18 protein-coding genes and 1 tRNA gene are annotated in these 20,810 nt (G+C 73.2%); 8 read left to right on the top strand and 11 right to left on the bottom strand.

The genetic code is table 11. From position 1 onward, the window contains the following. Positions 1 to 14: 14 nt before the first annotated feature. On the bottom strand, positions 15 to 1,715 hold the full coding sequence (locus CRP39_RS11490) for a tyrosine-type recombinase/integrase (protein WP_101811059.1): 1,701 nt from the start codon (positions 1,713 to 1,715) through the stop codon (positions 15 to 17). Between the two features lie 394 nt (positions 1,716 to 2,109). Between CRP39_RS11490 and CRP39_RS11485 the strand changes: the two genes are divergently transcribed. Continuing rightward, positions 2,110 to 5,472, top strand: coding sequence for an AAA family ATPase (locus CRP39_RS11485; RefSeq protein WP_101811058.1), 3,363 nt, complete (start codon positions 2,110 to 2,112; stop codon positions 5,470 to 5,472). Between the two features lie 14 nt (positions 5,473 to 5,486). After that, positions 5,487 to 6,698 (top strand): McrC family protein, encoded by a 1,212-nt coding sequence (locus CRP39_RS11480; RefSeq protein WP_172442398.1) that lies wholly within the window; start codon positions 5,487 to 5,489, stop codon positions 6,696 to 6,698. A 202-nt stretch (positions 6,699 to 6,900) separates the two neighbouring features. On the opposite strand, the gene CRP39_RS11475 is transcribed toward CRP39_RS11480, so the two are convergent. Next, entirely contained in the window at positions 6,901 to 7,434 is a 534-nt protein-coding gene (locus CRP39_RS11475) for a hypothetical protein (RefSeq protein ID WP_143426610.1), read from the bottom strand. A 558-nt stretch (positions 7,435 to 7,992) separates the two neighbouring features. On the opposite strand from CRP39_RS11475, the gene CRP39_RS11470 reads away from it, so the two are divergent. Further along, positions 7,993 to 8,589 (top strand): hypothetical protein, encoded by a 597-nt coding sequence (locus CRP39_RS11470; RefSeq protein WP_097206513.1) that lies wholly within the window; start codon positions 7,993 to 7,995, stop codon positions 8,587 to 8,589. Positions 8,590 to 8,610: 21 nt separating this feature from the next. Here the strand turns inward: CRP39_RS11470 and CRP39_RS11465 are convergent, their stop codons facing one another. Beyond that, positions 8,611 to 8,955: a hypothetical protein gene (locus tag CRP39_RS11465; protein WP_097206512.1), complete on the bottom strand. Its 345-nt coding sequence runs from the start codon at positions 8,953 to 8,955 to the stop codon at positions 8,611 to 8,613. A gap of 140 nt (positions 8,956 to 9,095) precedes the next feature. On the opposite strand from CRP39_RS11465, the gene CRP39_RS11460 reads away from it, so the two are divergent. Next, positions 9,096 to 9,818, top strand: coding sequence for a hypothetical protein (locus tag CRP39_RS11460; RefSeq protein WP_097206511.1), 723 nt, complete (start codon positions 9,096 to 9,098; stop codon positions 9,816 to 9,818). 213 nt (positions 9,819 to 10,031) lie between these two features. Here CRP39_RS11460 and CRP39_RS11455 read toward each other — a convergent pair whose 3' ends face one another. The 5 genes from CRP39_RS11455 to CRP39_RS11435 form a co-directional block, all read right to left on the bottom strand. After that, positions 10,032 to 10,811, bottom strand: a complete 780-nt coding sequence (locus CRP39_RS11455) for a hypothetical protein (protein WP_097206510.1) — start codon at positions 10,809 to 10,811, stop codon at positions 10,032 to 10,034. Positions 10,812 to 11,037: 226 nt separating this feature from the next. Then, positions 11,038 to 12,354, bottom strand: a complete 1,317-nt coding sequence (locus CRP39_RS11450; RefSeq protein WP_097206509.1) for a site-specific integrase — start codon at positions 12,352 to 12,354, stop codon at positions 11,038 to 11,040. Positions 12,355 to 12,416: 62 nt separating this feature from the next. Continuing rightward, positions 12,417 to 13,148 carry a hypothetical protein gene (locus CRP39_RS11445; protein ID WP_097206508.1) on the bottom strand — a complete coding sequence of 244 codons (732 nt, stop codon included), beginning with the start codon at positions 13,146 to 13,148 and terminating at the stop codon, positions 12,417 to 12,419. Positions 13,149 to 13,372: 224 nt separating this feature from the next. Next, a tRNA-Leu gene (locus CRP39_RS11440) sits at positions 13,373 to 13,457 on the bottom strand. Positions 13,458 to 13,524: 67 nt separating this feature from the next. Beyond that, the gene (locus CRP39_RS11435) at positions 13,525 to 14,550 is read right to left on the bottom strand and encodes a GGDEF domain-containing protein (protein ID WP_097206507.1); all 1,026 of its coding nucleotides are present in this window, start codon (positions 14,548 to 14,550) and stop codon (positions 13,525 to 13,527) included. A gap of 93 nt (positions 14,551 to 14,643) precedes the next feature. On the opposite strand from CRP39_RS11435, the gene CRP39_RS11430 reads away from it, so the two are divergent. Next, positions 14,644 to 15,972 (top strand): M20/M25/M40 family metallo-hydrolase, encoded by a 1,329-nt coding sequence (locus CRP39_RS11430; RefSeq protein WP_097206506.1) that lies wholly within the window; start codon positions 14,644 to 14,646, stop codon positions 15,970 to 15,972. 23 nt (positions 15,973 to 15,995) lie between these two features. Continuing rightward, positions 15,996 to 16,799 (top strand): SDR family oxidoreductase, encoded by an 804-nt coding sequence (locus CRP39_RS11425; protein WP_097206505.1) that lies wholly within the window; start codon positions 15,996 to 15,998, stop codon positions 16,797 to 16,799. Positions 16,800 to 16,802: 3 nt separating this feature from the next. On the opposite strand, the gene CRP39_RS11420 is transcribed toward CRP39_RS11425, so the two are convergent. Further along, positions 16,803 to 17,381: a class I SAM-dependent methyltransferase gene (locus CRP39_RS11420; protein ID WP_097206504.1), complete on the bottom strand. Its 579-nt coding sequence runs from the start codon at positions 17,379 to 17,381 to the stop codon at positions 16,803 to 16,805. A gap of 128 nt (positions 17,382 to 17,509) precedes the next feature. Here CRP39_RS11420 and CRP39_RS11415 point away from each other — a divergent pair, with 128 nt between their 5' ends. Next, positions 17,510 to 18,466, top strand: coding sequence for an NADPH:quinone oxidoreductase family protein (locus CRP39_RS11415; RefSeq protein ID WP_097206503.1), 957 nt, complete (start codon positions 17,510 to 17,512; stop codon positions 18,464 to 18,466). Between the two features lie 14 nt (positions 18,467 to 18,480). Here the strand turns inward: CRP39_RS11415 and CRP39_RS11410 are convergent, their stop codons facing one another. Further along, positions 18,481 to 18,687, bottom strand: a complete 207-nt coding sequence (locus CRP39_RS11410) for a DUF5703 family protein (protein WP_097206678.1) — start codon at positions 18,685 to 18,687, stop codon at positions 18,481 to 18,483. A 122-nt stretch (positions 18,688 to 18,809) separates the two neighbouring features. On the opposite strand from CRP39_RS11410, the gene CRP39_RS11405 reads away from it, so the two are divergent. After that, a complete protein-coding gene (locus CRP39_RS11405) occupies positions 18,810 to 19,076 on the top strand; it encodes a hypothetical protein (RefSeq protein WP_097206502.1) in 267 nt (88 codons plus the stop codon). A gap of 46 nt (positions 19,077 to 19,122) precedes the next feature. Here CRP39_RS11405 and CRP39_RS11400 read toward each other — a convergent pair whose 3' ends face one another. Next, positions 19,123 to 20,769: an alpha/beta hydrolase gene (locus CRP39_RS11400; protein ID WP_097206501.1), complete on the bottom strand. Its 1,647-nt coding sequence runs from the start codon at positions 20,767 to 20,769 to the stop codon at positions 19,123 to 19,125. Positions 20,770 to 20,810 lie beyond the last annotated feature (41 nt).

The following is a 20,810-nucleotide window of genomic DNA, read 5'->3' as shown; positions in this document are numbered from 1 at the left end:
GCGGCCGAGCCCGATCAGGTGGCCAAAGCCAGGCCGGCGGCCTCGACGAGCTTCTTCGCGATGTTGTTGTGCTGACGGTCGTACTCGCGCTGATACCGCTTGAGGGTGTTCATGTCACGGTGGCGGGTCTGCTCGGCGATCTCCGCGATGCCCAGGCCCTGCCGCAGGCCCTCGGTCACGAAACCGACCCTGCAGGAGTGCCCGCCGAACGGGTTGCGCCACTGGCGGCGCGTCTCCGGGTCGGTCGGGGGCTTGACCAAACCGGCGGCGAGGCAGCGGCGCTGCACCATCTCGTTGAAGCCGTGGTCGTTCAGCGGCCGCAGCCGGCCGGCGCGGTCGCGGCGGGCGCGACCGTACCGGTCGACGGAGACGAACACCGGCTCGTCGGGGAAGCGCGTGACCGGGTCGGCGCCGGTCAGCTCGGTGACGTGCGCTCGCCAGGCGTTCAGCGCCGTCACCGGGCACATCAGAGGATCGGCGACCGGAGGCAGCCACAGCTCATCGCCTTCGCCCTCCTGGTCAGTCTTCGACGTGACCAGAAACACCCGGACCTGACCGCCGATCCATGCCAGCTGGCCCCAGGTCAGCGTGGTCAGCTCGGAGCGCCGCAGCGCGGCGAAGAAGCAGGTCAGCAGGGCCGCGGCGTCGCGCAGGGAGGCGGTGGACCCGCCGGCCTTGTCCGGCCGTAGGGCCGGGCGCAGCGCGGCGTCTAGCCGCCCGGGCGGGGCGGTGAGGTCCAGGCCGGCCGGTAGCCGTCGCTCCACCAGCTGGTAGACCGTGGTGCGCGCGATCGGCTCACCGTCGGCGTGCACGGCGATCTCCTTCAGGTGCGGCGCAGCCGCCCGCAGGTTCCGCAGCGCGGTGACCAGACAGAGCGTCTCGTCGCGGTGCGCGGTGACGGTCACGGCGCGGACAGGGCCGCCGCGGCGCTCCGGCTGCAAGGTGATCGTCACCCGCATCGGCTCCAGCACGATGTCCGTCCACCGCAGCCGGGCCAGCTGCCCGCCGGTGGCGCGGGTGCGGGCGCGCAGCAGCAGCAGGGCGTGCTCGCGGCGCTGCTCGAAGCGCCCCGCGTGCACCACGGTCAGTACGCGCCGCAGCCGCGGCAGGTCCAGCGCCGCCTTCGCGTACCGCGGCCGGACGGAAAAGGTGCGCCGGATGCCGCGCAGCACCCGGCGCAGCTCCGGGTCGTCGCCGGGCTTGGGCCGGCCGAGCAGCTCGAAGGCCTTGTCGATCGCGGCCAGCCGGGTGGACACCGACACCGCGGCGACGGCGGGGACGAGCTTGCCGTCGGCGGTGCGCCGCGGCTGGCCGTTCTCGCCGAACGCGACGGCGTAGCCGCTCAGGTGCAGCCCCACCTGGTGCGCGCTGGCCTGCAGCGGGTCGATGCCGCGGGCCCGGCACCAGTCGGTGAAGCCGTGCACGTGGGAGGTGTAGCTGGCCCGGGTGGTCGCGGCCAGCGCGTTGCCGGCCAGCTCCTCGGCGACGGCGAGCTCGTGCAACAGCTGGGCCGACGTCGTCTCATCGACCGCCACCAGCGCAGCCCCCGGCGGGCGGGGCCCGCGGGCAAACAGGCGGGCGACCGCGTCGCGGTCGCCGAGGTCGTTGGTGCCAGCTGGCGCCGGCCATTCGGCGGCGCGGCCGCTGGGCTCGTCGTCGGCGAGCACGGCGACCAGCCGCGGATCCACGCGGCCGGTGCGGGCGGAGGAGGGCATGGGTCGTCCTGTCCGTCGGGAGCGGTACGGATGGGACGGTGACGCTGAGCGCCCGGATTGCATTCAAGCCCTGAGCTGGGCAAACGCCACTGCAGTGTCATCTCGGCCTCCGTGAAGGGAGGTTCACGACGGCCGACGTGACACATGGCCGGGGGCCGCGCCGTCGTGCTTACGGCGGCTCCTAGCTTCTGCCGAGGGCAGCTGGAGCGGGGTGATCGGGCAGTGTGACTGGGCCTCCCCTGATCGGGCCAAGTTCGTCGATCTTTGGTGGTCGGCACGCCGTCGCGGGCGGTGGCGTCCGGCTCGGGGGAGGCGGCCGTAGGGTCGGGCGCAGATCAGCAACGGGGGAGTGATGAGCGGCCCGACGGCACCCCTTGAGGGATTCAGTGAGGCAGTGGTGTTCACGGCCGCGGCGACTGCCGGGGCCCCGGCGGAGCCGGGGGTGCACGTCGTCGCGGACGCCGACGGAGTGCCGGTCTACGTGGGGGAATCGGAGAACCTGCAGCGGAGGCTGCGCCAGCATCTGCAGGGCAACCGACAGTCCTCCGTGCTTCGCGAGCAGGTTGGCGAGGAGCTGGACCGGCTCGGGCAGGAGGCGACGGCTGAGGAGATCACCGATTGGCTGGGCCGGTGCAAGGTGTCCTGGCGACGGTCGGACGGTCGGCGGGAGCTGAAGGCGCAGCTGGTCGCGGCGTTGAAGCCGCGGTTCAATCGGGTGACCGAGCAGCCGCGATCGGGCATCTGGTGGGTCAACCAAGGCCAGTCGTTCGATGAGGAGCGCGACGTCGGCATCGTGTTCGCGGGCAGCGACGGGCCGCAGGTCGCCCATCACCTGAACCTGGGCCGGATGCGGCCCGGTGACGTGGTGCTGCACTACCGCAAGGGTGCCGTCGTCGCGATCGGGGAGACGGTCACCGAGGCGGTGCATGCAACGCGGCCGTACGGCCCGGTCAAGGAGCGGGACGAGGGCTGGTTGACCCGCGTCGAATACTTCCCCCTCACCTCACCGGTGCCGTTGGCGGAGCTGCCGGAGCGGAACGGGGATGAAGGGCCGTTCAACTCCGCCGGCGGGGTGAAGCAGGGCTACCTGTTCGCGCTGGATCCCGAGTTCGCGGCGGCGGTGCAGGAGCGGTTCCTCGACCGGTGGCCGGCCGGCTCGCCGTGGGCGGCAGGCGAGCGGCGGTTCTGGCTGTTCCAAGCGAATCCCAAGCAGTGGAGTCTGGTCGAGCATCTCCCGGCGATGCAGCCGGGGCAGGTGACCGACTGGACGGTGACCCGGCACCGGACGGAGATGAATCCCGGCGACGCCGTCGTGCTGTGGCAGGGCGGGCCGGACGCCGGGGTATACGCGCTCGGCCGCCTGGTCGGCCGCCCGGACTTGCGGCAGACCCCGGAGTTCCGACCGGAGACGGTCGGCGGGCAGGAGCACCGCGTCAAGTTGCTCGTGGAGCGGCACGTGTTGCCACCGATCACCCGCGCGGAGGCGCAGGCGCACCCGGTGTTGTCCGCGATGGATGTGCTGCACCGGCCGTGGGCCGGGACCAACCTGGTCGTGACGTCCGAGCAGTGGTGGGCGATCCGAGCCCTCGCGCCGCTGGAGGCAGGCGGCACGCCGGTGCGCTGGGATCCGCTGGTGCACTGGGCGGCGCGCTTCGCCGAGTCGGTGGATCTGGAGGCGGAGGAGCGGGCGTACAAGCTGGAGATCGCCGTGCGGCTGCGCGCCGCTGCCGATGCCGTGCAGGGCGGCGATCCGGAGTGGCCGCGGCTGCTGCGCCGCGCATTCGGGCCGCCGAACAACCTGACCGCGTGGCGGATGCACGCGGCGTTCCTCACGTGGGTGGACGAGAACACCGATACCGCCCGCGAGCTGTTGCTCGGCCTGTGGGATCCCCATCGGGACGTCGAGACAGCCGTGGACGCTTTCTGCGCGCAGCTGCCTTCCACCGTCTCCGGCGCCGGCACCCAGACCAACCTGGCGTCGTTCCTGCTCGCCGCTCGTGACGTTACCGGCCTCCCGGTCTTCCGGGTCACCCCCTTCACCACCGCCTACCAGCTGACCGGTTGGCCACACGAGCGCGACGCCGGGCCGGGCGATCGGTACGCCGAGGCGCTGGCGTTCCTCGACGCTTTCGCCGCGGAATGCGGCCGACGCGGCGTGGCCGGGCTGCGGGACCGCCTGGACGCGCAGGGGCTGCTGTGGCAGGTGCTGGCCGGCCAGCCGCCGACGGGCTGGGACACCGCGAAAGTCGAGGCCTATCAGCGCTTCCTGAAGGGACAGAACGTGGACGAGCTGGGCGAGCTGGTCGAGCAGTTCCGCACCGAAACCGGCTACCCCGCCGGTCGCGCCCGGCGCGACGGTGAGCGCGCCGAGCTCGCCGCCGCACTGACCCCCGAGGGGCTCGCCGACCCGGACCTGCCGCTGCTGCGCCGCCTGGCCGGGCCGGCGTACGGCTCACCGGGACCGCAGCCGGGCTTCAACCGGCTGCTGCAAACCGAGGAGGACCTGGCCCGGGTCACCGGCAGCCTCCAGTTCCTGCTGTACGGCCCCGGGGATGTCGTCGCCCGGCTCGAGGACTGCCTCGCCGGGGATCGGAAGCTGCCCGGCGTCGGCGAGGCGATGCTGGTCAAGGCGCTCGCGGTCACCGACGCGCAGCGGTGGATTCCCTGCTACCCGACCCGCGGCAAGGTCGGCAAGCGCACGATCCTCGACCTGCTCGGCGCGGAGGTTCCCGGCGGGCTCAGCGCCGGCGCGGCCGCGGCCGCCACCAACGACGCCATCCGGGATTTGCTGGAACCACACCTGCCGGGCGATCCGTGGGGCATGCAGGAGTTCACCTGGTGGCTGCTGCACCGCGAGCACGTCCCAGAGGAACCGCTGGCGGCGCTCGCCGACGAGCTGTACCTCAGCGAGGACTTCCTGGCCCGCATCGTGGGACTGCTGGCCGACAAGGGCCAGGTGGTCTTCTACGGCCCGCCGGGCACGGGCAAGACCTTTGTCGCCCGCAAGCTCGCCGGGCACATTGCCCGCGGCGGCGGCACGGTGGAGAAGGTCCAGTTCCACCCGTCCTACGCCTACGAGGACTTCATCGAGGGCTACCGGCCGAAGCTGGTCGACGGGCAGGTCACCTACGAGGTCGTCGACGGCCCGCTGAAGCGGATCGCGGCCACCGCGCAGCGGCGGCCAGATGTGACCCACGTGCTACTGATCGACGAGCTCAACCGGGCCAACGTCTCGAAGGTGCTCGGCGAGCTGCTGTTCCTGCTGGAGTACCGCGACGAGGAGATCCGGCTGCAGTACTCCGACACTCCATTTGCCCTGCCGACGAACCTGCAGATCATCGCCACGATGAATAGCGCCGACCGGTCGATCGCGCTGGTCGACTCGGCGTTGCGGCGCCGCTTTCACTTCGTACCCTTCTTCCCGGACACTGCGCCGATCGACAGCCTGCTGCGGCGCTGGCTCGCCGACCGGAAACCGGAGCTCGCCTGGGTGGCCGATGTCGTCGATCGCGCCAACGCGCTGCTCGACGACCGGCACGTGGCAATCGGCCCTAGCCACTTCCTCAAAGACCACCTGGACGCGGATCTGGTGCAGCGCGCCTGGGAGTTCTCTGTCCTGCCCTATCTGGAGGAGCACTTCTTCGCCGATCCCGACCAGCTGCGCCAGTTCGAGCTGGCACGGCTGCGCGGGCGCACCGCTGCATTGGACACCGGCGGCGAGGAGGGGGAGAGCGTCGAGGTGGACGAGGCGTCCTGATGCGGCCTCCGCTCGTGCTCACCGAGTACATCCCGAGCGATCCGGTCGCCCTGTCGGTGGCCGAGCGGGACGCGCTGCGCGGACTCGTGCCTGGCTTGACCATCGAGCCGATCCCGGGAAGCACCGACACATACACGCTCACCGGCGGCTCCTCGGTCGGAGTGGTGCGCGTCGGTGAGCTGACCGTGGAGCTGCGACCGAAGATCGGGATCGCGCCGGTGCTGTTCCTGCTGTCCTACGCCCTGGACGCGAAGGCGTGGCGGGAGCCACCTGCCGAGCTGGTCCGTGATGCCAACTTGGCCGAGGCCATCGTGCCGCTGTTCGTTCGGGCCGCGCAGGCGGCGCTGCGGCCGGGTCTTTTACACGGCTATCGGCCCCAGGACGACACCTTGGTGACCGTCCGGGGCCGTGTGCGCATGGCCGAGCAGATGCGGGCCCGCACCGGCCTGCCGATGCCGGTGGAGGTGCGCTATGACGAGTTCACCCCCGACATCCTTGAGAATCGGCTGCTGCGGACCGCCGTCGACGTGCTGGGCCGGCTGCGGCTACGCCATCGGGCGCCACGGATCGCCCTGGCCCGGCTGCGTCAGCAGTTCAACGGCATCGGTGGCCTGGTGGTTGACCGCAGAGACGTGCCCGAGCCGACGTGGACCCGGCTCAATGAGCGCTACCGGCCTGCCGTGGCGCTTGCGCGGCTGATCCTCTCCGGCGCAGGGCTTGAGGGGCGGGCCGGCGGCCAGGACGCAAGCGCGCTCGTCGTCGACATGAACACCGTTTTCGAGCGGTTCATCCGGGTTGCGCTGCGCGAGGCGCTGCAGCTCGACGCGAAGGCCTTCCCGGCGGCCGGCTGTGGGCACCGTATTCATCTGGACGTCGGCCGCAGCATCCCGCTCGAGCCGGACCTGTCGTGGTGGATCGCCGGCCGGTGCGTATTCGCCGGGGACTGCAAGTACAAGCGGACTACTGGCACCGTCCCAAATGCCGACGTGTATCAAATGCTCGCGTATCTCACGGCGCTGCGGCTGCCCGAGGGGCTGCTTATCTACGCCGCCGGTGAGAACGCGCCGCCCGATCTGCGGATTGAGCACGTGGACAAGCGCATCCATGTCCGGATCATCGACGTGGCGCAACCTCCGGCCGTGGTAATCGCGAACGTACGAACGCTCTCGGCGCTGGTCCACGGCATGGCGCATTCCCGGCCTTCGTCGGTGAGCCCAGGTGCCTGAGCGAGGCTGCCGCCTTTCGCGCTGGCGCGGTGCCGCTCCGACCTGCGGACGGGCTTAGCTACAGCGTCGACGAAGATGTGGCGCTCGGTGCCGGTTGATCGTCGCTGCTAATCACCGCCCACTCAGGGACACCACGACTGCACACCAGTCGCCGCGCGTGCTCGTCGCTCCGCCGCAGCGAGCCCCGGCCGCGGTCTGCGGCTCAGGTGGTCGGAACGAACGCGGCGAGCTCGCCGGCCCGGGCGGCGCAGTCGTCCAGGTAGCCGGCGAACGAGTCCCGGCCGAGGTTGTTGACCCGGCCGACGAAGGCCGTCCAGGCCAGCCAGCTGAGTAGGCACTCCAACAGCGGATCGGCGTGCAGGCCGTCGAAGGAGGAGAACCCGGCCAGGTACAGCCAGCCGCGCACCACACCGGGCCGGACCAGGCCGAGGGTGCCCGTGTGGTCCGGCGTCATCGGTAGGGCCCAGCCGAGCGAAAGACCCACCGCGATCGGGTTCTGCGGGGACCATCCCTCGGGGCGGCCACGGTCGAGCCCGGATGGTAGCCGGGGCACGACGATGTCGTGAGCGAGGTCGTTCATCATCGACAGGTACTGCGGCACGAGCTCCTGGGCCACCCGGTGATCCCACAGGGTCACCGCGGCGTTGGTGGCGGCGACGACCTTCCGGTCCTGCAGCAGGTGGACCGGAGGTAGGCGCACCTCCCCGGGGCCGGTCACCTCCAGCGGAACCGTCACGTCCTTGCTGCCGCCGAACCAGCCCACCGGTCACCCCATTTCCGCGCCGCTCCTGCGGCGACCGGCGGGACGGTACGGCCCGGATGCAGCCCGGATCGAGCAACATGGACCGGCGGTCACCTGCTCGGGGAGGTCGTTCACCTCTTCGACGTGCCGGCCGCGGCATCAGCCGCTCGCCGCCACGCCCGCTTGCGGTATGGGCAGGGAGCCTTGAGGGACCGCAGTCCAACCCCAAGCAGACTGCGGCGCTCCGTTCCCGTACCGCGGTCCTCCCCGCAGTCAGTGGCGGCCGAGGGTCGGTTCGGGCCGCTCCGATGTGACCTGGGCGACCGTGCCGTCTCTCCTGTCTCACGGGATCAGCCCGGTTAGCACTCCTCGGCGCCGACCTCGGCGCCGAAGCACCCAGCGCCCCCGCCGCCGTCCCCACGACCTGGCTGGCGGTCCCCACGCTCGCCGAGTCCCAACACCGGGCGCCGGCTGGCCGGGACCTCCTTCCACCAGCAGCTGCTCGCCGGCGCCGCGCGGCAGCTACGGGCAGCGTCCCCGATCGTCGACGTGGTGACCCTCCAGCTGGCGGTGCTCGAGCACGGGGAGTATGCCGGCGCCATCGGGGTGTACCTGGCCGGGCACCGCGCCGGGTCGATCCCGGCCGATCAGCTCGAGGCCTACCGGCCCGTCGTCGCCGAGCTCACCGCACAGGGCCATCCGGCCACCTGCCGGGCCGCTTTCGTCGGCGGTGGCGCCATGCGCGACGGCGACGGGGTCCTGAACTTCGGCCTCGGCATGCTGCAGCCCAACCGCCCCGAGATCGCCGGCCCGGACGCGCCGTTCCTGCCACCGCACGTCGGGATGCGGGTGAGCGTCGACGAGCAGCTGGCCGCGGAGCTCGACGCGGGATCCCCAGCCCGGCGAAGAGGTTCGTGCAGCGCCGCGCCGGCGTGCTCACCCCGACGGGACGCTGTCGATCGGCGGTGCCGAGGTCGGACGGCTCGAGGATGCGCGCGGCGTCGCCAGCTCCTGCAGGTGGCGCAGGGCGCCGGGATACCTGCTGACCTGCTCCGTGCGGCTGGTCCGCGAGCCGGAGCGGCCGCGGGGCGTCGCAGTCGACCTTCCGATGAGCTGAGCGTTCTGACCACTGCCGGCGCCATTCCCTGAACGGCGCCGCGGCGGCTCGGGTCAGCGGACGACGGCGGTCGCTGCGTCCCACAACTCGCCGGCGGTGCCCGCCCAGCGGTGCCGCCAGCCGACGTAGCGGCCGCCGGGGCTGTGCTCCCCGTACTCGATGCACGCCGGGACAAAGCCGGCCGCGGCCACCAGCGCGCGCGCCAGCTCCGGCCGACCCGCGACGGCCGCCGTCAGTGGGCCGTAGTCGTTGCGCAGGGGCCATCCGGCGGCGAGGTCGGCGAGCACCCAGCCCAGGGCCTCCCCGTGGCCGCCGGGCCGATGCACCTCGTCCTCGGCGACAGCGGCGAGGAACTGGGCGCGTCTGCAGATCGGCGCCTCCAGCGACCTGCCCGGCATGAGGTCCTTCCTACTCCCGGGGCGGGCGGGGCACCGCACCGCGATCCGCACGACCCCGCTCCGATGCTGACGGTGAGCACGTCCTGTCAGTGCGTACGCATACCGTCCCTCGCAGGTGCCAAGAGCAAAGGGGAGTGGAGATGTTCGAGCGCGACGTGGACTACCCGGCGGCCGTGTCCAGCTACGACGACGACGGTGTCACCGCCGCCATCGACTGGTGCGTCCAGCACATGGCCGAGGGCGACACGTTGACCGTGTGGACCAGCCAGAAGTCCAACCTGCGCAACTGCGCACAGCTCGAGCAGCTCGTCGCTCGGAACCGCGACGTCGAGCACGTCACCGGCCGTGGTGGCGCCATCCTGCGCGGAACCGGGCCCGTGCTGATGGCGTGGGCGCACATGGACGACATCGGCGAGCTCGTCCGCAGCGGCGGCCGCCGCATCCGGGCCCTGTGCGTCATCACCTGGAGCGAGGAGGCCATCAGGCCGTGGGTGACCGCCGTCCGACCCACGCTTCTCGGTGATGGCTCGGCATGGCAGGACCTGACGCCCGATCTCGACCCGGTCGTCGTCGAGGCGCTCATCGGCCTCACAGCGTCGATCAACCACAACAACACCATCTCGGCCGGCTACGAGAAGGACATGGTCGTCGGCGCGCTGCTCGCCCTGCACGACGCCGGCATCCCGATGGATGGAGCGGCGATGCAGGGCTGGGCCCTGGCCCACGGGTGGTCCGGCAAGAACCCCGAGCGTCTGGCCGAGTACGTGCGCAACATCAACATCGGCAAGCGCCCGCGCAGCCGCCACGTACTGCGCACGGACTACGTCGACCGCCTTCGCCGTCGGGCCGCCGACGCGTCCTAGCCGATCGTCGTTGAGCTCCGGGAAGGCCACCGTCGAGGACCTCGAGGCCTACGAGTCCGACCGCTCGGCCGGGTCCTGGGAGCGCGACCCCGACATCGACTGACGCACCGGCCGACGGCGGGCAAACCCGTAGCCGCATACCAGGAGGTCTTGTAGTCACGGACAGCACGAAGCCCCCGACGGCCGATGGTCGTCGGGGGCTTCGTGTCCTGCTCAGCAGTCCGTGCCGCCGGGGTGATCTCCGGCCGGGTGCTCCGGCAGGTCGCCGAAGAGGTGGCTCTTGAGCCGGCCGAGCCGCTGGCGCGCCGCCTCGGCGTCGAGCACGGTGCGCGGGGCGCTGCGGGGGCCGAACCAGTGCACGGCCTCGCCGCCGCCGGCGGACCAGATGAGTCGGATGCTCAGCGCGCGGACCACCGACGCGGTCAGCGCCGGCCCGCCGTTCTGGCGGATGCGTACCACCAGGGAGGTCAGCCGCCTGCCGGTCATCGGGCGCACCTGCCGGTCGACGAGGTAGCCGTCGGCGTCGAAGGTGTCGACCGGGCGCCGGTAGAAGACCGGGTCGTCGCCGCTGAGCGCCGGGATGCCGGCGCGGCGCACCTCCTCGGGGGCGTCCGGCGGGGCCGGCGTGCGCGGTCCGCGCTCGGCCACGTGCGCGGCGAGGGCGGCCACGTGCTCCGGCGTCGACGGGCGCCTGTGGGACCGGAAGGGTCGGCTGTCCCACACGGTGATGATCGCGTCGATCGGGTCGAGGTCGCCGTACCGCAGGGAGAGCAGCTCGGCGGGCCGGGCGGCCTCGATGAGCAGGTGCTGCAGCAGCAGCCCGTCCAGCGCCGGGTCGTCGCCGGTGGAGACGGCGAGGGCGTAGGCGGCGTGGAACTCCTCGAGCGTGAGGTGGCCGATGCGCGCGGAGCCCCGCGCGAACCGGCCGGGGACGGACCCACCCTCGGGGAGCGGGTCGGGGGAGGGGGCGTCGGGGTGGGGGGTGACGGTCACAGCCGTCTCCTTCCTGTTCGCCGGCGGGGCCGGCATCAGTGGGACCCCGGCGACCGTGCGCGGCTGCGCGGGTTGCGCAGTCATCCCGTGGAGAGCCCCCGCCTGCCAGGTCGCTGCGCTCCGGGCGTGATGCGGGCAGCGGCCTGGCCTGTTCCGATCACCGCGTGATCCGGGAATGCCGCAGGCCCACCGGGCAACCCGGTGGGCCTGCGGAAGGGGTGGCGGGCTACGGCTGGTCGCCGTCCCGCCGGGGCTCGAAGAGCTGCTCCTTGAGCTTGGCGAGCTCGTCGAGCCGGTCCTTGAGGTAGTGGTCGGTGGTGGTGCCGCCGTCGTGGGCGAGGTGGAGCTTGGCCATCTGCTGGTCGGCGGCCTTGTAGATCAGCCGGCCGCTGGTGTGGCGGATGTCGTGGCAGCGCAGCTCGACGTTCTCCGTCCAGGGGAGGTTGCGGCGGATGCGGGCGAACAGCAGCTCGATGCGCTTGCGGGTGATCGGCCGGACCTCACGGGAGACGAAGTAGCCGTTCTCGTCGAAGGTGTCGACCGGCTGGGCGTAGAAGACCGGCGAGGTGGCGGTCAGCGCGGGGATGCCGTGCCGCCGCTCCTCCTCGCTCGCGTCCGGGGGCGCGGCCACGCGCGGACCCCGGACGATGGCGTGCGTGACCAGGTCGGCCAGGTGGGTGCGGGTGGTGGGGCGCCACCGCCAGGTCTTCTTCTTCTGGTCCCAGTAGCGGATCGCGCAGTTGGCGACGTCGAGCCCCTCGCAGGTGCTGTCCAGCAGCGCGCCGCGGCGCACGCCCTGGATGAGCAGGTGGCGCAGGATCAGCCCGTCCAGGGTGGGGTCCTGGCCGGTGCTGACCGCGACGCCATAGACCTCACCGAACTCCTCCGGGGTCAGCGAGCGGGCCGTGGCCTCCTGCCGTGGGGGCAGCTTGACGTCCAGGGCCGGGTTGCCGTCGATCTTCTTCTTCCGGTCCAGCCAGGTGAACATCCAGCGGCTGGCCTGGATGAGCTGCTCGCGGGCGCCGCGGCCGTCGCTGTGCAGCAGGTTGCGGCCCTTCGCCTCGCGCTTGGCGTTGCGGGCGACGGTGCGCTTGAGGCCGTGCCGCTCGGCCCACCAGGCCGCCTCGGCGACCTCGCTGAAGGTGACCTCGGCGACCGGCAGGTCCGCGATGCCGGTGTAGCGCGCGGCGCAGTCGGTGTGACGGTTGCCCTCGGGCATGGCGCAGGTGTCGTGGTGGCCGGCGGCGTCGCCGGGGCACGGGCACGGGCCGGCGGCGCAGGCGGTGCAGGGGCACGGGCACATCGCGGGGAACCCGTCGACGTAGACCTGCAGGTACGGCTCCCAGGTCTTGACGCTGCGCGGCAGGTCCCGGCGCATCTCCTCTACGGCGTCGGTGACGCCCTGGCGCATCCGGTACACCGACACCGGCGGCGCCGGGGGGAACGCTGCGTCGATGTCGGCGGTGTTCCAGCCCTGTGCGAGAAGCGCGGCGCGCATCGCCTCGCGCTTGGCGTCGTCGACGAGGGACGGGACGGGGTTCACGATCGGTTCTCCGTTCGGTCGGCGGCACCGGTCGTGCCGCGGGACGCAGGCGACGGTGCGGGTCAGCCGACGCTGCGCAGTCGCCGGTCGGGGTTGGGCTCGTCGCTCGGCGCACCTGCGGCGATGGGGAGCCCGACCGGCACTGTGTCGGTGGAGCCGGTGTCGGCGCGGTCGGAGGCGGGGGAGGGGCTGCGCAGCCCGTCGAGGGCGTCGGCCAGCGCGGCGGTGAGGCGGCTGGCGGCGGTGACGGTCACCGTCTGCCGCTCGAGGTCGATCTGGGCGTAGACGTCGGCGCCGTCGGGAATGCCGGCCGCGCGCCGCACGCCGGTGGTCAGCGTGAGCCGCCCGCGGGCATCCAGCGGCAGGGGCGCGACGGCGAAGTTGGGCCGCGGGCCCTCGGCGGCGCCGGGCAGGAAGACGGTGAGCACCGCACCGTCGCGCTCAGCGGGCACCCGCGCCGCGCCGGCGGCCTCCAGCGGCAGCATCAGGCGACCCTTGCCGTCCAGGGCGCGCAGCACGGTGTTGCTGCGCGCCGCCGCCATCGCTGCGTCCAGCATCCAGATGCCGGAGAGGTCCACCGTCGAGCCGGACCCGGCCGCGGCGGTGACGGCGGTGAGGGTGAGCGCGTCGGCGGGCACCCGCTCGCCGGCGTCGGCGAGAAGCGCCCCGATCCCGGCGAAGGAGGCGGGCAGCCCGGCCGGTGCCGGGGAGGTCGACGCGGACGAGGTCCGGGCCGGCGCGGCCGGCGCGGAAGCAGTCGGGACGGGCGGCGGCGCCGCGGCCCGGCGGCGCACGGCCGCAGGCTTCGGGGGAGCAGCGTTGGGCATTGCCCGGACCGTCCGTACCGCCGCCGGCTCGGCAGTCGCTCCCAGCACGCGGCGCAGCGCTGCCTCGTCGGAGACGGCCGCAGACGCGGTGGGAGGGATGGTTGCCGAACCGGGGTCGGCTGGGACCGTGTCGGTCGTGGACACAGAACGTGGGTCTGGCCCGATGAGGTGGGAAGAATCCCACTTCTGAGTGTCCGAGGGGGGACTTGAACCCCCACGCCCGATAAAGGGCACTAGCACCTCAAGCTAGCGCGTCTGCCATTCCGCCACCCGGACGAGTGCGAGTCAGAGACTACCGGACGTCCGGACGTCGATCACGCACCCCCTCCCCGCGTCGAGGTGGTCAGGCGGAGGCGACGGCGACGCGTCCCCGGCCGGCCCGCTTGGCCTCGTACAGCGCCCGGTCCGCGGCCGAGTAGAGGGCGGCCAGGTCGTCGGAGCCCTGCGGCAGGTGGGCCACACCCAGGCTGATGGAGACTGTCAGCAGGGTGCCGTCGGGCAGGAGGAGCGGGGTGGCCCGGACGGCGTCCCCGAGCTGCTCGGCGCGGCGGGTGGCCGCGGGGGCGTCGCAGCCGGGCAGCAGGACCGCCAGCTCGTCACCGCCCAGCCGGGCGAGCACCGCGTCGTCGGCCCGCACCTGCTCGCGCAGGATCCGCGCCAGGTGCACCAGCGCCGAGTCACCGACCGGGTGGCCGTGCGAGTCGTTGATGGTCTTGAAGGAGTCCACGTCGATGAGTACCAGCGCCGTTCCGGCCGGCGCCCACCCGGTCACGGTCCCGGCCAGCGCCTCGTCGAACACCCGCCGGTTGACCAGGCCGGTGAGGGCGTCGACCCGGGCCTGCTCCTGCAGGGCGGCCACCAGCTGCTCCTGCTTCTCGTGGCCACGCACCAGCATCACCGCCATGACGACCAGGACGGCGCCGAAGAAGAGCAGGTTGGTCGTGGCCGTCTCGGCCGGTAGGAGGATGTAGAGGGACAGCGCGTCGGCGGCCACGGCGATGGTGGTGACGAGGACCACCGCGCCGCGGCGTAGGTGCGAGGCCGCCCAGAGGACCGGGAAGGCGAGGAAGGACTGACCGGTGATGCTCGCATCACCGGTCATCGAGTTCAGCGTGGTCGCCAGCAGGACCCCACCCAGGGCCAGGCCGACGCAGAACCCGACCCGGTCCAGCGTCTCCGCGGACACGAACCGGCAGACCGCAGCCGCACCGAGCAGGACGAGCACGCCCGCCCACGACGCGACGGCCACGACGGCCCGTGGCGCCTCGACGGCGGTCAGCCCGGCCAGTGCCGCGGCGCACACGGCGAGGATGAGCACGGCGCTGCGTGCGGCCGTGCGGGGCTCACGAGCCCGCAGGGCACTCGGCATCCTCACACCGAGCTGATCGGCTCCACGCCGTCCGCGGTGGAGGCCGTCCCACTCATCCGGGGGACGCGCCGTGCCGGTGGCACGATCTGCGGCATGCCCGAGCCGACGCCCGCCCCCCTCGCCCGCGCCCAGGCCGAGGTCGCCGAACTGCTCAGCGACCTCATCCGCATCGACACGACCAACACCGGCGACACCGCCACCGGCAAGGGTGAGCGGCAGGCCGCCGAGTGGGTCGCCGGCAAGCTCGACGAGGTCGGCATCGGCAGCGTCGTCCACGAGTCCGAGCGGGGCAGGGCGAGCCTGGTCGCCCGCATCCCGGGGCAGGACCGCGAGCGGCCCGCGCTGCTGGTGCACGGCCACCTGGACGTCGTCCCCGCCGATCCGGCCGAGTGGAGCGTCCACCCGTTCTCCGGCGAGGAGCGCGACGGCTACGTCTGGGGTCGCGGCGCGGTCGACATGAAGGACATGGACGCGATGGTCCTGGCGCTGGTCCGCGACTGGGCGCGTACCGGTGTCCGGCCCCCGCGCGACATCGTGCTGGCCTACGTCGCCGACGAGGAGGCCGGCGGCCGGCTCGGCGCGCGCTTCCTCGTCGAGGAGCACCCCGACCTGTTCGAGGGCTGCACCGAGGCGATCAGCGAGGTCGGCGGCTTCTCCATCACCGTCCGCGACGACCTGCGCCTCTACCTCGTGCAGACCGCCGAGAAGGGCCTGGCCTGGATGCGGCTGACCGCCGGCGGCAAGCCCGGCCACGGCTCGTTCGTCCACGACGACAACGCCGTCACCCGGCTGTGCTCGGCCGTGGCCCGGCTCGGTTCGCACCGGCTGCCCACCGTCCTCACCCCGCCGATGCGCCAGTTCCTCGCCGCCGTCGAGGACGCCTACGGCATCGAGATCGACCCCGACGAGCCCGAGGAGGCACTCGCCCGGCTCGGCAGCATCAGCCGCATGATCGGCGCGGCGCTGCGCAACACGGTGAACCCCACGATGCTCGACGCCGGCTACAAGGCCAACGTCATCCCCGGCACCGCCAGCGCCACCGTCGACGGCCGCTTCCTGTACGGCCAGGAGGAGGAGTTCGAGCGGCAGCTGGCCGGGCTGCTCGGCGAGGGCGTGCAGCGCGAGTGGCTCGTCCACGACCAGGCCGTGGAGACGACGTTCGACGGCCCGCTGGTCGACCAGATGGTCGCCGCGCTCGAGGCCGAGGACGACGGCGCGCGGCCGGTGCCGTTCACCATGAGCGGCGGCACCGATGCCAAGAGCTTCGAGCGGCTGGGCATGCGCTGCTTCGGGTTCTCCCCGCTGCGGCTGCCCCCGGACCTCGACTTCGCCTCGCTGTTCCACGGCATCGACGAGCGGGTGCCGGTGGAGTCGCTGCGCTTCGGCATCCGCGTGCTCGACCGCTTCCTGCGCGCGGCCTGAGACGCCCGTGGTGTGATGCGACGGTGACGCACACCACTCCAGGCCCTGGCTCCGTCGCGCTAATCACCGGGGGGACCGGCGGCTTCGGCCGGGCGCTGGCCGCCCGGCTGCGCGAGGGCGGGGTCACCGTCGTCCTCGCCGACCTGGACAGCGAGCGGAACCGCTCGGTCGCCGCCGACCTGGGCTGCGGCTTCGCCGTCCTCGACGTCACCGACCGGGCGGCCAACCGCGCCGTCGTCGAGCAGGTCGAGGCCGAGCACGGCCGGCTCGACGCGGTGTTCCTCAACGCCGGCATCGCCGGCTTCGACTCCGACGAGCTGCTCGACGTCGACGGCTTCCTGCGGGTGCTCGACGTCGACCTGCTCGGCGTGGTCTACGGCACCGCGGCGGCCCTGCCGGCGCTGCAGCGGGCCGGCGGCGGCGCGATCGTCGTGACGGCGTCGCTGGCCGGGCTCTCGCCGATGGCCACCGACCCCGGCTACAGCGTCGCGAAGGGCGGCGCGGTGGCGTTCGTCCGCTCGATGGCGCCGCGGCTGGCCGCCGAGGGCATCACCGTCACCGCGGTCTGCCCCGGCTTCGCCGACACCGCGATCATCGACCCCATCCGCGCGGAGTTCCAGAAGGCCGGCTTCCCGGTGCTCACCGCCGGGGAGGTCGCCGACGCGATGCTCGCGGCCTGGGCCTCGGGCGAGCCGGGCGCGGCCTACATCGTGCAGCCCGGCATCGGCGCCGTCCCCTACCGGTTCAAGGGCGTGCCCAGCGCGAGGACGGCGACCGGCGAGACCGCCGTCGTCCCTGAGGCGCTGCGGCCGCCGTCGATGCGCTGACCGCTACCGGGCCGGGCCGGTCGGCCCGGTGCAGGCGAACAGGAAGGCCGGCGGCACGTTCCACGGGGAGACCCGGCGCCGCACGGAGGCGAACCGCCGGCGCAGCTCGCCCTGCATCAGCGGCGAGTACTGGATCACCAGGGTGACGCCTTGCGGGGCCGTCGCCTTCGGCAGCACGTCGAGGATCCGGCGCCGCAGCCCTGGCTCCAGCGAGGTGTAGGGCAGCGCGGACACCACGACGTCGGCGAGCGACCCGTCCAGGTGCGCGTCGAGGAACTCGGCGGAGTCGCAGACCACGGTCAGCCGCGGGTCCTGGTACCGCTCGCCGAGCAGCTTGGCCAGCTGCGGGTCGATCTCCAGGGCCACCAAACGGGCGTCCGGGCCCAGCCGGGCGAGGATCTCGCCGGTCTGCGAGCCCGTCCCGGCGCCGAGCTCCACGACCAGCCCGGCCGCGGGCAGGTCGGCGAGGTCGAGCATGTCGCGCACCGCCCAGCGCGACGTCGGCAGGATGGCCCCCACCTGGCGGGGGTTGGTCACGAAGGCCCGCAGGAAGCGCAGCCGATCGGTGAGCTGGGAGATCATGGACGTCCTTCCCGGCCGCCATGGGGAGCGACGACCGCCGGCCCGCACCCTGTCACGGCCGCGCCGCCGGGGCGAGCCGGGCCGGGGCCGTGACACCGGTCACCCGCGCGTCTGGCAGGGTCGGCGGCATGCGTGCATGGCGGGTCCGCGAACTCGGAGATCCCTCGACGGTGCTGCGGCTGGAGGACGTCGAGCAGCCCACCCCCGGCGACGGCCAGGTGCTCGTGCGGGTGCGGGCGGCAGCGCTGAACTTCCCCGACATCCTCATGGTGCAGGGGAAGTACCAGGAGCGGCCGCCGTTGCCGTTCACCCCCGGCGTCGAGCTGTGCGGGGAGGTCGTCGGGACCGGCCAGCGGGTGATCGGCGGCCCCTCCGGCGGACCGGGTGCGTTCGCCGAGTACGCGCTGATGGACGCCGACAACGCCTGGCCGGTGCCGGACGGGATGCCCGACGAGAAGGCCGCGGCCCTCTACCTCACCTACCAGACCGGGCACGTCGGCCTGCACCGCCGGGCGCACCTGCAGCCGGGGGAGTGGCTGCTGGTGCACGCCGGCGCCGGGGGCGTCGGGTCGGCCGCCATCCAGCTCGGCAAGGCGGCGGGCGCGCGGGTCATCGCCACCGCCGGCGGGGCCCGCAAGACGCAGGTGTGCCGGGACCTGGGCGCCGACCACGTCGTGGACTACACCAGCGAGGACTTCGTCGCCGTCGTCAAGGAGGTCACCGGTGGGCACGGGGCCGACGTCGTCTACGACCCAGTCGGTGGCGACGTCTTCGACCGCTCCCGCAAGTGCATCGCCTTCGAAGGCCGGCTGGTCGTGGTCGGCTTCACCAGCGGCCGGATCCCCGAGGCCCCCGCCAACCACGCGCTGGTCAAGAACTACAGCGTCGTCGGCCTGCACTGGGGGCTCTACCGCACCAAGGAGCCCGCGCTGATCGCCAGCACCCACGAGGCGCTGACGGCGCTGGTCACCAGCGGGCAGGTCGACCCGATGGTGGGCGACGTGCTGCCGCTGGACCAGGCCCCCCAGGCGCTGGCGCGGCTGGCCGACCGCGGCACCGTGGGCAAGGTCGTGCTCGTCCCCTGATCGGGGCGCAGGGCTCAGATGTGTGGTTTGGGCAGGTAGGACAACCGCGCCCGCCGGCGCAGGATGGCCTTCCGCGTGCCGTCGGCGTGCAGCTGGAGCCGGGCGAGTTCCCAGCCACCGACGTCCGACTGCAGGCTCAGCATGGTCGCCGCTGCGGACCGGGACGTACCCGGCGGGATCCGCAGCGGCGCGAACTCGTAATCCCCGGCAACCGCCTCCATCCGCCCGATTGTGCCTGTCCGCCGCCTGCCGGTCACGTGCTCGCGGTCACCCGTCCTGCCGGTCACCCGGCCGGGCGGCAGGATGGCACCGAGCCCGACCGCATGACGAGAGGGAGGACGACGTGACCGACCCCGGCACCGACGCGACCGACGCCGACCGCGCCGAGCAGCAGGACCTGGTCGATCCGCCCGAGGTGTCCCTCGCCGCCGACGCCGCGCCGCCGGCGGGAGACGTGCCCGAGGCCGATGCCCTCGACCAGCAGCTCGTGGCCCGGCCGCGGGGCACCGGTGCGCCCGCGCGGCCGGTGGGCGACCGCGAGGCCGACGCCGCCGACGTCCTCGAGCAGGAGGCCGACGTCCCCGTGGAGGAGGACCCCGACCTCACCTGAGCCCGGCGACCGGGCCGGGGTGCACCCCGGCCCGGTCGGCGGTCGCTCAGCGCCCGCCGGTCAGCAGCGACCCGAGGACGTCGGTGCGGACGGCGGTCGGAGCCTCGACCGGGGCCGGGGCGGGGGCGACGAACGGCACCTCCTGGCGGCACACGGTGCCCTCGGCGGGCAGCGTCCCCTCGAGGAGGTAGACGTCGGCCGCGGCGGTGATGCAGCCGGAGTTGCGCAGGTAGGCGGTGTGGTTGTCGCCCTCCATCGTCAGCAGCCGCGCGTTGCCGAGCTGGGCGGTCAGCCGCTGCGCCCACGGGTACGGCGTCGCCGGGTCGTAGGTGGTGCCGATGACCAGCACCGGCGGGGACGACGCCGGGACGGTGAACGGACCGGCGAAGGCGTCCTCGTCGGAGACCGGCCACAGCCCGTAGTTGATCTCGGCGTACCCGCTGTTGGACCAGAAGTGCGGGAACGACGCCCACGACTCCGCGCCGCGGTCGAGGTAGACCTCGAGGTCGCCCCGGGGGTAGCGCTGCTCCGAGGCGCCGATGGTGAAGTACCGGTCGAGGCCGGGGGAGTAGCTGCCGTCGTCCCGGCGGCCGTACCAGCCGTCCACGATCGCCCGGACGGCCGAGCCGTCCCCAGCCGCCGCCTGCGCCAGCGCGGCCGCGAGCGTGCCCCACCGCCGCTTGGCGTAGAGCTGCCCGAGGGTCGCCGTCAGGATGTCGTCGCCGGTGACCGCCCGCGGGTCGGCGGGGTACCCGTCGGCGGGGATCGGCGCCTCGTTCGCCGCGGCGACGAGCTGGTCGAAGGCCAGGTACGGGTCGGCGCCGCCGAAGCCCGAGCACGCGACCTGGTCCACCGCGCACGCCTCGGCGAACCGGGCCAGCGACTGCTCGAACCCGGCCGTCTGCTCGGCGATGTGGCTCAGCGGGTCGTGCACGTACTCCTCGGCGTCGATCGCGCCGTCGAGCACCATCGTCCGGTACCGGTCGGGGAACAGGGTCGCGTAGGTGGCGCCGAGGAACGTGCCGTAGGAGAAGCCGAGGTAGCTCAGCTGCTCGTCCCCGACGGCGGCGCGCAGCAGGTCCATGTCCCGGGCGACGTTCGCCGTCGACACGTGCTCGAGGACCGGCCCGTTGGCCAGGCAGGCGTCCACGTAGCCCTGCGCCTTGGCCACGTAGGCGTCCACGTCGATGTCCAGGGGTGTGGGTGCCGGGATGGAGTAGATGCCCTCGGTCTCCTGGTTGACGCCGCAGTCGATGGCCGGCGAGCTCTGCCCGACGCCGCGCGGGTCGAACCCGATGACGTCGAAGCGCCCGCTCAGCCCGGGGAGGAACGCCGCGCCGGCGGCCTGCAGCACGTCGACCGTCGTCCCGCCGGGGCCGCCGAAGTTGAGGAACAGCGACCCGACCCGCGCGGCCTGGTCGGGAGCCGGCACCCGGGCGAGGGCGATCTGCACCTGTGCGCCGGCCGGGTCGTCGTGGTCGAGGGGCAGCGTCGCGGTGGCGCACTGGACACCGGCCGCCGTCCCGGCCTCGGTGGTGCCGCAGTCGGTCCACGTCAGGGTGGGCACCACCGGCTCGGCGGCCGGCGTCCCCGCGGCCGGGGCCCGCGCGCCGGCGACGGCGCTGCCGGTGCCCAGCGTGAGGACGGCGACGACGCCGATGACGGTGGTGCGACGGCAGGTGGTCACGAGCACGGCAGCCCCCTGGTCGGACCCGGTGCCGCGGGCCGGCGCCC

Source organism: Geodermatophilus sabuli (genome assembly GCF_900215145.1).
In the GTDB taxonomy this organism is placed as follows: domain Bacteria; phylum Actinomycetota; class Actinomycetes; order Mycobacteriales; family Geodermatophilaceae; genus Geodermatophilus; species Geodermatophilus sabuli.
The sequence above is the reverse complement of the archived record's forward strand: the minus strand, read 5'-3'. Positions and strand labels throughout refer to the sequence as shown.